The organism is Legionella cincinnatiensis (assembly GCF_900452415.1).
In the GTDB taxonomy this organism is placed as follows: Bacteria; Pseudomonadota; Gammaproteobacteria; order Legionellales; family Legionellaceae; genus Legionella; species Legionella cincinnatiensis.
This window is the reverse complement of record NZ_UGNX01000001.1, coordinates 1,029,542-1,043,473: the sequence shown is the minus strand read 5'-3', so window position 1 is coordinate 1,043,473 and position 13,932 is coordinate 1,029,542. Positions and strand designations below refer to the sequence as shown.

The window sequence follows — 13,932 nt, the reverse complement described above, 5'->3', positions numbered from 1 at the left end:
ACTCCACCAATTTATCTATTTAATCGGGTATTTGTGCAGGAAGCACTGAGAATAATTTATTCTGTTGATAAAAAACACATAATTTTTTTGCCATCGATTCTTGCAGTCTCGTGTCTATTTTTGAATTTGCATGGAGTTTATTAAGAATTAACTGAATAGCCAATTGAATCCAATCAAAATCGAGAGATTCTTTACAAAGTAATTCTTGATTAAAATACCAAAAGTGCAAACAACAACTGGCGGCAAAAATCCAACAATATTCTTCTGCCAAACGAAAAGCAATCAAACTACGTGGCTCTAATTCTTTTTGTTCTTGCAAATGCATTATCTGTTGATCAAGTCTATCAATTTCATGACGAATAGCAACGATAAGCGGGGCAAGTTGTTCTGATTTCAAGATACTTAATCCCGCAAAAATATTATCTTCCTCATGCATAAAAAGCCCCAAATCAGTGATGTTAAAGACGGGACAATTTTTTTTAAGATCAAAAATCTGCTCCAGTTGCGTGAGTTGATTTATCGGACAACATCCTCTCATTCGTGCCTGAGATAACAAACTGGAGGCAATTAAAGACAAATTAACCTGACTACTGCCATCAAATAGTCCCACTACTTTAATGTCACGCCTTATTTTCTGAAACATGGCCCATTCAGTGGTACGTAAATAAGCACGAGCACCTAAAACTAATCCACATTCGTCGACAATATCTTCGCCCATTTTAGGAATGAGAAATTTTATGATTGCCGACCAAAAAGAGAGCTTTTGAGGCATCACTGAACCCGCACGTGCGATGACCAGCCCCATACAATCCGCAATAAGTAATTGAGTAAATTGTTCTCCTAATCGTTGTTTCACTACAGGAATTTCATAAGCAATTTTATTGTATAAAGATCTTTGCAAACTAAAAGAAAGGGCGAGACGTAATGCTGCGTCTGCAGCTCCTGTAGAAAAAGAAGCACATAATGTCCTTGAAACTTGTAATATTTTATAGGTGATTTCTAAACCCTGCTTTTCTTTGCCTACCAGCGCCTCTTGGGGTAAAAACACTTTATCCAAAGAAAAACCACTAATGTCTAACCCTCTGACGCCGAAAGTAGGTAACTTTGAGGTAGGAGTAAATCCAGACTCCACAACAGATTTATCTAAAAGAAATACTGAAAAACCTAATGGGCCGCCTTTATCATGAGTACGGCAAAGAATACTGACAGCATGGCCTAGTGTGGCAAAATTAACACACCATTTTTTTCCAGATAATTGCCAACCATCCTGAAAAGCTTTGGCCACTACCTCATTAGCCATAATATCTGAACCATGCTCCTCTTCAGTCAAAGCAAAGGCCACAATGTCACCACGTCGCAAAAGCGCAACTATTTTTTGTTGTTGTTTTAGAGTTCCAGACAACCAAAGAGGCAAAGCGCCTAAAAAAGACAAACCTACAGCAATCGCGGTAGTTAAATCTCGCCTACTAATTGACTTAATCAAAACATAAATAGAATCAAGCGAATCCAGCTTTCCTCCCAGTTCAGAAGGAATTAAATACTCCATAAAATTCCATTGCTGAATGAATTTGATTTGCGGCCAAGCAAGTAGCTCTTGCTCATCATAAGCTAAGCTTTGTTTAAAATTAACTGGGGTATTTTGAGTTTCAGGATTACCTAAATAAGCTTCAAAAGAGTGAATTAATTGCATCAAACTAGTGTACGAAGGCATTCTAATCCTTAAATAACGTGAATATGGATAAAGATATAATTATAACGAGTCTCTATCACGACCCGTTGGAGCTGAGAGGCGTTTACGCCGTCTTGAAGCCTTGGCATCGGGTTCGAAAGTACCTACCAAGGCTTCGAGACGGCGCTGGTGCGCCTCCTCAGCCCGAACGGGTCTAAGTAATAACTCGATCTCTTATCCATAAGTAACGTTAAATAACGTGAGTTTGGGATAAGAAAAGCAAATCATTACCCCCTGCTCGTTCAGGCTGAGGAGGCGTTTACGCCGTCTTGAAGCCTTGGCATCGGGTTCGAAAGTACCTACCAAGGCTTCGAGACGGCGCTGGTGCGCCTCCTCAGCCCGAACGGGTCTAAGTAATAACTCGATCTCTTATCCATAAGTAACGTTAAATAACGTGAGTTTGGGATAAGAAAAGCAAATCATTACTCTCTGCTCGTTCAGGCTGAGGAGGCGTTTACGCCGTCTTGAAGCCTTGGCATCGGGTTCGAAAGTACCTACCAAGGCTTCGAGACGGCGCTGGTGCGCCTCCTCAGCCCGAACGGGTCTAAGTAATAACTCGATCTCTTATCCATAAGTAACGTTAAATAACGTGAGTTCGGGATAAGAAAAGCAAATCATTACCCCCCTGCTCATTCGAGCTGAGAGGCGTTTATGCCGTCTCGAAGCCTTGGCATCAGGTTCGAAAGTACCTACCAAGGCTTCGAGACGGCGCTGGTGCGCCTCCTCAGCCCGAACGGGTCTAAGTAATAACTCGATCTCTTATCCATAAGTAACGTTAAATAACGTGAGTTCGGGATAAGAAAAGCAAATCATTACCCCCCTGCTCGTTCGAGCTGAGAGGCGTTTACGCCGTCTTGAAGCCTTGGCATCGGGTTCGAAAGTACCTACCAAGGCTTCGAGACGGCGCTGGTGCGCCTCCTCAGCCCGAACGGGTCTAAGTAATAACTCGATCTCTTATCCATAAGTAACGTTAAATAACGTGAGTTCGGGATAAGAAAGGCAAATCATTACCCCCCTGCTCGTTCGAGCTGAGAGGCGTTTACGCCGTCTTGAAGCCTTGGCATCGGGTTCGAAAGTACCTACCAAGGCTTCGAGACGGCGCTGGTACGCCTCCTCAGCCCGAACGGGTCTAAGTAATAACTCGATCTCTTATCCATAAGTAACGTTAAATAACGTGAGTTTGGGATAAGAAAAGCAAATCATTACCCCCTGCTCGTTCAGGCTGAGGAGGCGTTTACGCCGTCTCGAAGCCTTGGCATCGGGTTCGAAAGCACCTACCAAGGCTTCGAGACGGCGCTGGTACGCCTCCTCAGCCCGAACGGGTCTAAGTAATAACTCGATCTCTTATCCATATAGTGTCCAACAAACATCCCAGTTTCTGGTTTCCCTAGCCTACACAATCGAATGTTTTGCCTCTCCCAAACTATCCATCTTACGGTATAAATATTCTAAATGTTGGGCCAAACGTCCACGCACTTGATTGGGAGTAATAATTTCATCGATTAAACCGGAAGCAAAAGCATCTATTAAGGAAGGATTAAGAGCTAAAGTTTCTGGCGTGTGCTCCTCAGTCGCTACTTGACCATCTGTATGCTGAACTTTTTTAGTCGTTTCCTTACCCATGACTCCCAAGTTTGCAGTTTCCAGAGCTAAAACTAAATCTCCATTTTGGGAAACGGTTTGCATCATTAAAAACGCTGCGGCTCCATAACATTTACGCACAACAACACTCATCCTTGGTACTCGAGTTTGCATTGCGGTACATAAGCGAGCCCCATGCTGCAGTAACCCTTTTTGCTCCTCCCGTTTTCCGGGCATAAATCCTGGCACATCAATTAACGTAAGAATCGGTATACGATAAGCATCACAGATACGAATGAATTTAGAGGCTTTTTGTGCTGCATCAGAATCAATTGCACCACTAAAACGAATACTTTGATTCGCAACAATCCCCACTGCATATCCGTGAATATGGACAAAAGCACAAATCATTGCTTGACCATAGGTACTTTTATATTGCCAAACATCAGAGTTATCTACAATGGCTTGAATTAATTCAAGCATATTAAAGGGAACTCTAGGATCGGCAGGAATAGTAGGCATCGAATGTAATGGTTCAAGAACCGCATGGATGGGTGGATGTTCACAATTATGGGAAGGAAAAAAATGAAGCATCGTTTTCACATGATTAATTTGTGCTACTAAGCTGTCATCCACAAAATCAGCCAAACCAGTGGTACTCGCATGCATGGCCGTACCACCTAAATCACTCATACTTACTTTTTCACCAATTGCTTGCTGTACGACCATAGGGCTAGTTACCATTAAATAACTGCGGTGTTTGTTAAAAAAAAGCAAATCCATTAATACTGCAGAATAAGCAGGTGCACCAAGCGTTGGCGCAACAAGAATAGCAAATTGCGGAATAAGCCCTGATAAATTAATATTTCGGGCAATAATTTGAGTATAACCATCACCACTTAATAAATTTCCTTCTAAAGAAATCCCTGGTGAAGCAAGAAATGCGACGATAGGGATACGTAAATCTTTAGCCCTATCCATTAAACGGGTAATTTTTCGAGCACCTTGACTGGTAATATAACCGCGATTGACTGAATTATTATGAGCATATACTGCAACAGGCCTTTGATTTACTTTAGCTAACCCTGTAATTACCTCAGCACCATATTGTACATGCATTTGATTATCGGGCGTATACTCTGCAATTAATGGAATAAAACTATGCTCGTCGATTAAACTTTCTATCCATTTCATTGCAGTTCTATCAGCAGACAATGAAGACATATTTAATTGTTTTTAAATAAAACTATATAAAATATACACCTCGTAATTATCTAGGTCAATTTAAAAAAAAAAGGCTATAATTGAAACGCATATACATCAGTCGTTTTAAAAAATGAAATAATAAGGGTAATTTATGCTTATTTTGCGACCAAATATTCGTTTTGATATTACCGCTACATCTCGAGTTCTACCTGATTCTGCGCCGATTTCTAATCTAGAAATTTTACAAAACTTTCCCAGAACCTCGGATAAGTCTTTGTCTTTTTTAGAAAAATTTGCCGAAAAAATCGGCGAGGAATTTGGCTTTTATTCTCGTTATTGGTGCCATAAACCATGGGAAGCTATGGATAAGTCAAGGAAATTGACCGCTGAGTCTCTAGCTACTTCAGCCGTACAAAAGTTACTTATGAATGATATTCCTTCCAAAATTCATGCCTTCTTACTAGGCTCTACAACAAATAAGCGTTTCACAGGATCCCAAGCTGCTGCTGTTTTAGGACATCTAGGAATTGATGCCCCAGCTTACGATTTAAAAACCGGATGCTCCACTTCATTATCTACGTTGCATCTTGCTTATGCTTTAATGGCTCTTGGTTATGAGAATGTTCTGGTCAGCTGCGCTGAAACATTATCCAAGGTCATCGATCCTGAAAATGAAAAAACATGGATTGGATTGGCTGATGGTGCTGCAGCCTTGCTTCTGGAAAAAAGTGAAATGGGTGCATTTTCCGTTGAAAAAACCTTTTTTTCTACTGATGGAAAATATGTTGAAGCGTTTACAACCCAAGGTGTTTTTCCACCTACAAAAGAACAGTTAGATACAGTTGGTTACCATCTGGTCGGTGATGAAACGCTCATGAAAGAACTCGCCTATAGTAAATACACGCACATGTTAACTCATTTGTTACCCACTGAGGAAGATAGAAAATCCATCACCTGGGTTATTCCTCATCAAGTAAATCGCAAATTAATTACTCAAATTCTTCAAGAACACCACATGATGAACAAAACAATTATATGGGACGCAGACTCCATTGGTAATATCGGTGGCGCATCTATCCTCTATTCTTTAGCAAGAGCAGTAGAAGAAAAAATTTTTGACCGATCTGGAAAGATACTCCTGATGAGTGTAGGTGGAGGACTCTCTTATGCAGGACAAATTTTGCAATATCACAAAAATTAAGGATAGAGATGAATAAAGAAATAATCGATTGTCCATCTCTAGTAGATGTTGTCCGACTCAGAGCCCAAAATACTCCAAACCAAGTAAGTTGTACTTTTATTAATAAAAATTTAGAAGAAAAAATGACTTATTCTGATTTGGATCAGCACGCGCGAGCAGTTGCTGCCGTGTTACAAACGCGCGGTGCTCAACCAGGGGATAGAATCCTCTTATTATTTTCTCCTGGACTTCCATTCATTCAAGCTTTTTTTGGCTGTCTTTACGCAGGATGTATTGCTGTCCCTATTCATCCTCCTGCTCAAAAAAAACTACTTGAAAAAGCGCATCGAATTATTAGTAATGCAAAACCAACATTTGCAATTATGACCTCAGATCATGTGCATAAATTTAGTGATTCAGGCCCAGAGGAAGTACCTCATATTGATCAAATACCCTGCATCACTATCGATGAAATAAAATTAGCACTAAGTACTGAATGGCGCGCTCCTAAGGTTAGCAGAGATACCATAGCTTTCCTGCAATATACTTCAGGCTCTACCATGCATCCTAAAGGAGTGATAGTCAGCCATAATAATTTACTTGATAATTCACATAAGATATACCGCGCTTATGCTATGAGTGATGAAACAATATTTTTTAGTTGGCTTCCGCCTCATCATGATATGGGACTAATTGGCTGTATTCTGACGCCTATTTATGGAGGCTTCCCAGTTTTAATGATGTCTCCATTCTCTTTTTTACAAAATCCTCTATCATGGTTGCAAAATATCAGCAAATACAAGGCAACAATTAGTGGTAGTCCTAATTTTGCTTATGATTATTGTGTCAAACGGATTAAAGAAGAAAAAAAACAAGGATTAGACCTAAGCTCATGGGGAATTGCATTTAACGGTGCAGAACCCATTCGCAAAGAAACTCTGGAGCATTTTTATCACGCATTTAAAGATTATGGATTTAATAAAAATGCTTTTTATCCCTGCTACGGTCTAGCAGAAGCCACTTTATTTGTAACAGGCCATTCTCCTTTTACTCCCTACAACACGCTTACTTTAGCCAAAGAGCACTACCAAGATCATCGCGTCCATTTTGTTGAAGAAGGAAGTCCTCAAAGCCATAGCTTAGTCGGTTGTGGGAAGTTGATTCAAACAGTAAAAATTGTTGATCCTGACACCTTGACTCTTTGCACCCATGATCAAGTAGGTGAAATTTGGGTACAAAGTGATAGCGTCGCTCATGGTTACTGGGAGCAAGAAAAAGAAACAAAACATGCGTTTCATGGAAAAATCAAAAATGATGCTACACATCAAGAATACTTAAGAACAGGCGATCTCGGTTTCATTCATGAAGAAGAGCTCTACGTTACTGGTCGTATTAAAGATTTAATTATTCTCTATGGAAAAAATCATTATCCACAAGATATTGAGTACTCAATTTTGCATCACCCAATACATAAGCTTCTTGGTAAGTGTGCTGCTTTTGTAACACAAACCGATCATGAATATGAACTTACGGTGATGTGTGAAGTAAAAAACCGTTTTATGGAGGCTGAAGAACAAGAAGTGTTATTCAATACTATTTTTGAGCTGGTTTATCAAACACATCAACTTGAAATTCATCACATAGTCCTGATTCCACTTAAATCCATGCCCCATACAACAAGTGGTAAAATTCGGCGAAATTTTTGTCGTCAACACTTATTGGATAATACACTTCCTCTCATAGCCACCTGGAAATTAAATAAGGTTGAGGGATAAAACATGCAATTTCTGGCTCAAAACTCCCCCCATAAAATTGCATTAAGCTGCGAAGATCAAAATTTAAACTTTGCTGAATTAGCTGCAGAAATACAAAAGATGTCTTTGCGATTGCAAAAACTACCTCCAGGAATACTGGTTTTACAAGCAAGAACTCATCCTTTATTTGTCATTCAATTGTTAGCCTCTTTAAACATTGGCAAACCCGTTGCCCTCATTTCTCATCAAGAATGCGATCAGCAAAAAAGAACCATTTTAAGTACCAACATGACCATTAATGAAGCTGGAGAACTTCTAGAGCTGCAAGAAAATAATCATAATCACCATCATCCCGAATTAGCTCTAGTACTTTTTACTTCAGGCAGTACGGGACAAACGAAAGCAGTTCAGCTTTCTTTAAACAATATTGTTGCTAATTGTCATGCAGTGATCAAAGCATTGGAGTTTTATAAGATAAACGATCAACTATTATTTTTACCTTTATCGTACTCTTTTGGCTTACTTGGTCAACTACTCCCTGGATTAATCGCTGGAATAAAAACCCAATTAATAACCCAATTTACGGACATTAAAAACCTTTTGGAAACTGGAGTAGTGCCTCAAATGTGGAGTGGCGTACCTTCTCATTGGGTGGCTATGACTAAAATGGCAGCACTCTATCCCAACAGTGCAGCAAAAATAAAAGCTATAGTTTCTGCCGGAGCTCCTTTGGCCGTACACTTACGGGAACATCTGATCCACACATTTCCTAATGCTTTAATTTATAACAATTACGGTTTAACCGAAGCGTCTCCTCGTGTTTTAACTTACTCCAGTAACGACCCGTTATTTCTCAAAGATTATGCCGGATATCCAGTAGGTGATTGGCAAGTGCGCTTATCCGAAGAACAGGAGTTGCTCATCCAAGGAAGCCAACTGATGCTTGGTTATCTTGGGGAAGAAAAATCACCAAAAATCAAAAATGGATGGTTTTACACCGGAGATTTAGCAGAGATACTCCCTTCCGGCTTGGTGAGAATTAAAGGCCGTCTGGATTATATAGTTAATATAGGCGGTGAAAAAGTAAATTTAATTGATATAGAGCACAAAATTTGTCAATTTGCAGAAATTAAAGAAGCAATTGTACTCCCCTTAGCGGATGAACTTTATGGTGTTCGTTTACTTGTCTACTTGGAGCGAGAGGCATTCAGCACCAACACAACGGAACAAATGCTTACTGAACAATTAAAACAACATTTTTTACCCAAAAAACTTCCTATTAGTGTGCAATTATTAGAAAAGCTACCCCGTAATCAGCATGGGAAGCTTGATAGAAAAGCACTACTTTTAAGCAATTACAAGGAATAAATACATGCACATGCAACGAATTCGCAACGCATTAGAAAGAATTGGTTTAACCAATCTTCCACAAGACACACATGCTAAATTAGAGCAAGGTGGACTCGATAGTTTGATGTTAGCTTTATTAATCATTGAATTGGAACGTGAGTTCAAGATTAAGATTCCGGTAATGCCTTTAGTTAAAGAACATTATGAATCTATAGAGAGCATTGCTAAACACTTAATCGATTTGGGGGCCCAATGAATATTTTAATCACAGGAGGATCGTCAGATATAGCCCAAGCTATTGCCAAACGACGTCTGCAATTTGGCGATAAAATCATTATAACCAGCTCTAATCAAGAAAGCTTAAATAAAACATTGGCATACTATAGGCAACAAGGTATGGATATCCAGGGTTTTGTGTATCATTTTTCCAACCCAGAAGCCAGTCACGATGCACTGCAAAATCTACTCCAGGAACCATTAGACGGCATCATCTTCAATGCATTTACGCGTGTAAATCAACTGCGCAAATTACACGCTTTATCTTATCCTTCATTGCGTACCTATATTGATGACAATTTGCACGGAAATATTTGGTTGATTCATCAATTATTGCCTTCCTTATTAGCGAATAAATTTGGGCGGCTCATTTTGATTTCCAGTCTTTCTGCCATCACAGGAACTAGCCGTTATGGTGCATACTGCACGGTTAAAGCCGCTTTAGAAGGATTATTTTTAAATTTGGCAGTAGATTATAGTGCACAAAATATTTTATCCAATATTGTGCGTGTTGGCTTGATTAAAACCTCAAGAACCGAACAATTCTGGAAAAGAAAAGCTTACCAAGAAAAAATGGCGCAAATTATTCCTCAAGGCAGGATGGGAGAAACAGATCAAGTCGCTGAAGCCCTGGATCCTTTATTGTCCCAAACTTCATTTATGACAGGCTCAGTGCTCACCGTAAGCGGTGGTTTACCACTCATGCGCTCAGAAGGATTATTATCATCATGAATTTGTTACGTGCCGAAAAAAACATTTATCTTAAAGGACCCTTCACCGCTTTACCAGAAAAGGTGATGAGCAACCAAGATGTACTCAATTGGATGAATAGCACTCAAAGTCCCACTTTGGTCAGTTTCTCAACAGGAATTAGAAACAGACGCTGGGTCAATGAGGATCAAGCATGTAGTGATTTAGCGGTGCTTGCAGCAGAAACACTTTTTGCGGCAAAACCTTCCGAAAAAAATAAAGTCAACCAACTGATACTGGCAACCATTTCAGGAGATTACCTAGCCCCACCCACTAGCCCTCTAGTGCAACATCGCCTCGGATTGCAAAATATTGGCGCTTTTGATGTAGGGGCTGCTTGTGCGGGTTTTGTCGTCGGTTTACATACAGGTGTAGCTATTACTCAGGCGAGTATGGGAAGCGTTTTATTAATCGCTAGTGAAATTCGCTCCAAATTTTTAAATAAAAATAATTTTGCGACCAGTGTTCTTTTTGGTGATGGAGCTGCCGCTTGCATTATTTCTACCGATAAAGAAAGTGCAGATTTTCGTTTTATTGCCTCTTCTTTATTTGCTGATGGAGAAGTCGGCGATACAGTATCTACTCCCGCAGGAGGCTCACGCTTGCCTGCAGCAAGCTGCCCCAACTCTGAGCAGTTTTACATAACCATCAAGGAAAATACAGCCTTATTTGTTAAAGCAGTGCACGGTATGGTAGACGGAGCTCAAGAGTTTCTCAAGGCATTAAATCTTTCCACTACCGACATTCAATGGTTGGTGCCTCATCAAGGAAATAAGAACTTAGTTTTATCTGTAGCAAAACAATTAGGCTTTCCTGAAGAGCGTATCATCAAAACGGTAGAGGAAACGGGTAATACATCAGGCTCAAGCGTAGGCATTGCTCTTGATTATTTACGAGAACATGCAGACATTAAGAAAAAAGATAAAGTACTCCTGGTTGCCGCAGGTGGTGGTGGAATTGCTGCTAGCGCTCTTTTAGAGGTCATTTAAAAGAGTTCAAGCAAACCAGAAGTCAGCTAAGGGAGTTCCTTTGTAATGCCTCAAATGAAGATTAAAATACTCCTTAGCCGCTTTTTTCTTATTTGTTTGCAATAAACAAAGCAAATAAACCTGCGCTAAAATTTCAGATTGCGCATCACTGCCTCCAATTTCTGTACGTCTCGAAATACACGGAGTCATAAAATCATGAGCAGTTTGAAAATCATGAGCAACAAAAGCATGTATCCCTTTGCTTAAAGGTAAAATGACCTCTTGCCAAAGTGTCTGACTGTATCCTTTGGTCAGAGTTTTAGCGTATTTTTCAACAGATAGAATGGCTTTTCGCACCTCATCTTCGCGTCCTAAACGCGCGAGACAATATATATAATGAACTGTATTAAAACCAATATAATGAGTATAAGGATTCTCATCCACATAACCTGCAATAATTTTAAGCTGTTTTAATTGAGGAAATCCAGCCATGTCCAATCGCCATAATAACGATAGAGCATCTATTTGCTCAGAAATCACCTCTGGAGAACAACCAAAAATCGCAGGGTATAAGGCCATGACCTTTTCTACGTGTCGTAATGCAAGATAAAATAAAGCTAAATGCCAACTGTTATGACCTCGTAAAAGTGGCGAAATCTCCTCCCAACTTACGCGAAACGTCTCTAAAACAGCAATTCCTTTGGCCAAATTACTGGTATTAAGATAAATGTGAGCTAGAGTATGATGCGCCCATGGCGTGAGTGTTTCGAGCAAAAGAGCTTTCTCAGCCAAACATTGTGCTTCTGATAGATGCCCTGATAATTCGGCTGCAAAAGAATGCATGGCTATAAAATGAGATTCATCTTGATTATAGGGAGCAATACGTTCACAAAATACCAAATAATGATGGCTATTGTATGCTTGCCCAGTACAATAAAATAACCATTCAGCAAATTTTGCGGCTAAAGTATCCCGTGGATAAATCGTAGTTAAACCCGATAACAGAGTTAAAGCACCTGCATAATCCAAGCTCATCCAAGCTTTAGCTGCTTCATAAGCTAATTTTTCTCTTAAATTTGCTGAATGCAACAATTGTTCCGCGTGAAATAAATGTTCTTTTGCTCTCTTTGTAGTAGGATTAGTTTGACCATAAAGATAAAATGAAGCGGCATATACTTGGAGAAGCAGATTATCAGGATGTTTTTTAACTGCCTCTAAAATGAAATGAGGTTCTTTACCTGCAGCTAGGATTTGATGATGGAAATGATCAATGCTTTCTATTACTTGCGATGACTGTGTGGTCACCAATAACCCGCGCTCAGTTTTCATATTGTTTCCTAACAAAAAATCCCCTCCTTATTCTTAGTATAAGTCTTTTAAGAAAAATGGAGAATAATAAAGCGTGTTTACAATTCGTCCGCATGGACTAATTGTAAAAAAATAAAATCAAACAAAATGATTTAATTGCATCAATTAAAGTCATAAGATAATCTACTTGCTCAAAATAAGAAGGGACACACGATGAAAAATAAAAAAGAGTTATTCGAATTTTTAGGTCAACTGATTGATATTCAAATTAAAAAATATAGTGCATTAACTACTGAAAAAGTGATTCACGATGCGCGCTATAATCAAAAACTTGTCTTCGCTGAAATCAACGAATTATTAGGGTTTGCCAAACAACTTGTAGTTGATATGGAAAATTCATTGCAAGGTAAATTAAATGATCCCAAACATTTTGCTGATCTTTTTAAGCAAGTAAAATTTTACTTAGAGCAAGAACATACTAGAGCTTATGCCGGATGGATACTTGATGAAAAAAATTCAACAACTGAAGTTGAAAAACAATTAGCTCAACTCCAAAAAATAGGAGAGTCTGCTGGAATTGATTGTTCCTCTGCCTCTATAGCAGTTACTCAAACACAAAAACTATGCGAATATGACAGTGCGCAGATTGCTTTTCAAGTTTTTGATCTTGTTAAAAACTTAAAAGAAAATTCAGATATGGATCTAGATAGCTCAATCCCTAAACAAGCACAAATCCGATTAAAACATAACGCCAAAACACGTTATAGCGAAAAAGAGTTTGCAGAATCAATTGATGGCATACATACAAGGTATTTGGAATTTTTTGAACAGTCCGATCTCGAAAACAACCATGGTACCTTATCTAAAGAAGAAGCTGAGATCTATGAAGAGAGACATAGAAATCAATGGGAAAGCCTACGACAACGTTATCAATCTATTATCAGCTCTTCAAAGAGTCCTATCCTTGATGAAGAGGATAAATTACCTATTCATGAAGAGCATCAAACTTCTACTCCTCCTACAGAGAAAAAATCGATAGTCCCTAGCGCTCCCAATGGAAAAAACCCTGAATCGAATGGTTTTTTCAGAAACTCTATATTTTATAGCGGATTAGCGCTTGCAGGGGCAGTAGCTGTTTGCATGTTGATGGCGTATTTTACTAAGGGTAATAAAAGCGGCTTAGGTACCCTTTTAAAACCCTCATAAAAACCTCAGAGATCACGGGGGATGGTGAATCTTGGCTGAACGGGCAGGTTGAAGCAAGTTATATAAAAATAACTCCAGAAAAGCGGAGCATAGGTTAATAGCATTAAGTTAACGTGAGTATTGGATAAAGAGTCTATTTAGATCAAGCCTCCATCTTAGATCCATCCTCCCTCTCGAACCGTTCGGGCTGAGGAGGCATTCATGCCGTCTCGAAGCCTTAGTCCAGAACTTGAACATTTGTACTAAGGCGTCGAGACAGCGCTATGCGCTTCCTCAGCCCGAACGGATCAAAGTAAAACTACGTTCTCTTATCCGAAACTCACGTGCGGTTAAAGCCCGTGCTTACTTCGCGTGGCTTGTCCACGGAATCAAAGAGCTAATAAAGAATCTATTTAGACAAGCCTTCCTCTTAGATCCAGCCCCCATCGCGAACCGTTCGGGCTGAGGAAGCATTCATGCCGTCTCGAAGCCTTGGTCCAGAACTTGAAAATTCGTACTAGGGCTTCGAGACAGCGCTACGCGCTTCCTCAGCCCGAACGGCTCAAAGTAATACCACGTTCTCTTATCCGAAACTCACGTGCGGTTAAAGCCCGTGCTTACTTCGCGTGGCTTGTCCACGGAATC

The 13,932-nt window shown here is 39.6% G+C and carries 10 protein-coding genes; 7 read left to right on the top strand and 3 right to left on the bottom strand.

The features are described 5' to 3' along the window. Nucleotides 1-19: 19 nt before the first annotated feature. Nucleotides 20-1,711, bottom strand: a complete 1,692-nt coding sequence (locus tag DYH34_RS04685) for an acyl-CoA dehydrogenase family protein (RefSeq protein ID WP_058465089.1) — start codon at nucleotides 1,709-1,711, stop codon at nucleotides 20-22. 1,410 nt (nucleotides 1,712-3,121) lie between these two features. Beyond that, nucleotides 3,122-4,534, bottom strand: a complete 1,413-nt coding sequence (locus tag DYH34_RS04680) for an acyl-CoA carboxylase subunit beta (RefSeq protein ID WP_058465021.1) — start codon at nucleotides 4,532-4,534, stop codon at nucleotides 3,122-3,124. 133 nt (nucleotides 4,535-4,667) lie between these two features. Between DYH34_RS04680 and DYH34_RS04675 the strand changes: the two genes are divergently transcribed. The 6 genes from DYH34_RS04675 to DYH34_RS04650 are packed head-to-tail and all read left to right on the top strand — an operon-like array spanning nucleotide 4,668 to nucleotide 10,815. Next, nucleotides 4,668-5,717 carry a 3-oxoacyl-[acyl-carrier-protein] synthase III C-terminal domain-containing protein gene (locus DYH34_RS04675; RefSeq protein ID WP_058465020.1) on the top strand — a complete coding sequence of 350 codons (1,050 nt, stop codon included), beginning with the start codon at nucleotides 4,668-4,670 and terminating at the stop codon, nucleotides 5,715-5,717. An 8-nt stretch (nucleotides 5,718-5,725) separates the two neighbouring features. After that, entirely contained in the window at nucleotides 5,726-7,471 is a 1,746-nt protein-coding gene (locus DYH34_RS04670) for a fatty acyl-AMP ligase (protein ID WP_058465019.1), read from the top strand. A gap of 3 nt (nucleotides 7,472-7,474) precedes the next feature. After that, nucleotides 7,475-8,818: a class I adenylate-forming enzyme family protein gene (locus tag DYH34_RS04665; RefSeq protein ID WP_058465018.1), complete on the top strand. Its 1,344-nt coding sequence runs from the start codon at nucleotides 7,475-7,477 to the stop codon at nucleotides 8,816-8,818. Nucleotides 8,819-8,822: 4 nt separating this feature from the next. Further along, on the top strand, nucleotides 8,823-9,056 hold the full coding sequence (locus DYH34_RS04660) for an acyl carrier protein (protein WP_058465017.1): 234 nt from the start codon (nucleotides 8,823-8,825) through the stop codon (nucleotides 9,054-9,056). Further along, nucleotides 9,053-9,808, top strand: a complete 756-nt coding sequence (locus tag DYH34_RS04655; protein WP_058465016.1) for an SDR family NAD(P)-dependent oxidoreductase — start codon at nucleotides 9,053-9,055, stop codon at nucleotides 9,806-9,808. Before DYH34_RS04660 ends, DYH34_RS04655 begins: the two co-directional genes overlap by 4 nt. Continuing rightward, complete coding sequence (locus tag DYH34_RS04650) at nucleotides 9,805-10,815, top strand: 3-oxoacyl-ACP synthase III family protein (protein WP_058465015.1); 1,011 nt, start codon at nucleotides 9,805-9,807, stop codon at nucleotides 10,813-10,815. The genes DYH34_RS04655 and DYH34_RS04650 overlap by 4 nt, the downstream gene beginning before the upstream one ends. Nucleotides 10,816-10,821: 6 nt before the next feature. On the opposite strand, the gene DYH34_RS04645 is transcribed toward DYH34_RS04650, so the two are convergent. Beyond that, nucleotides 10,822-12,123 carry a tetratricopeptide repeat protein gene (locus DYH34_RS04645; protein WP_058465014.1) on the bottom strand — a complete coding sequence of 434 codons (1,302 nt, stop codon included), beginning with the start codon at nucleotides 12,121-12,123 and terminating at the stop codon, nucleotides 10,822-10,824. A gap of 192 nt (nucleotides 12,124-12,315) precedes the next feature. Here DYH34_RS04645 and DYH34_RS04640 point away from each other — a divergent pair, with 192 nt between their 5' ends. Next, on the top strand, nucleotides 12,316-13,308 hold the full coding sequence (locus DYH34_RS04640; RefSeq protein ID WP_058465013.1) for a hypothetical protein: 993 nt from the start codon (nucleotides 12,316-12,318) through the stop codon (nucleotides 13,306-13,308). The last annotated feature ends 624 nt before the right edge of the window (nucleotides 13,309-13,932 follow it).

Coding starts and splice junctions, on each gene's coding strand:
- DYH34_RS04685 (WP_058465089.1), bottom strand. CDS start 1,711: ATGCCTTCGTACACTAGTTTGATGCAATTAATTCACTCTTTTGAAGCT.
- DYH34_RS04680 (WP_058465021.1), bottom strand. CDS start 4,534: ATGTCTTCATTGTCTGCTGATAGAACTGCAATGAAATGGATAGAAAGT.
- DYH34_RS04675 (WP_058465020.1), top strand. CDS start 4,668: ATGCTTATTTTGCGACCAAATATTCGTTTTGATATTACCGCTACATCT.
- DYH34_RS04670 (WP_058465019.1), top strand. CDS start 5,726: ATGAATAAAGAAATAATCGATTGTCCATCTCTAGTAGATGTTGTCCGA.
- DYH34_RS04665 (WP_058465018.1), top strand. CDS start 7,475: ATGCAATTTCTGGCTCAAAACTCCCCCCATAAAATTGCATTAAGCTGC.
- DYH34_RS04660 (WP_058465017.1), top strand. CDS start 8,823: ATGCACATGCAACGAATTCGCAACGCATTAGAAAGAATTGGTTTAACC.
- DYH34_RS04655 (WP_058465016.1), top strand. CDS start 9,053: ATGAATATTTTAATCACAGGAGGATCGTCAGATATAGCCCAAGCTATT.
- DYH34_RS04650 (WP_058465015.1), top strand. CDS start 9,805: ATGAATTTGTTACGTGCCGAAAAAAACATTTATCTTAAAGGACCCTTC.
- DYH34_RS04645 (WP_058465014.1), bottom strand. CDS start 12,123: ATGAAAACTGAGCGCGGGTTATTGGTGACCACACAGTCATCGCAAGTA.
- DYH34_RS04640 (WP_058465013.1), top strand. CDS start 12,316: ATGAAAAATAAAAAAGAGTTATTCGAATTTTTAGGTCAACTGATTGAT.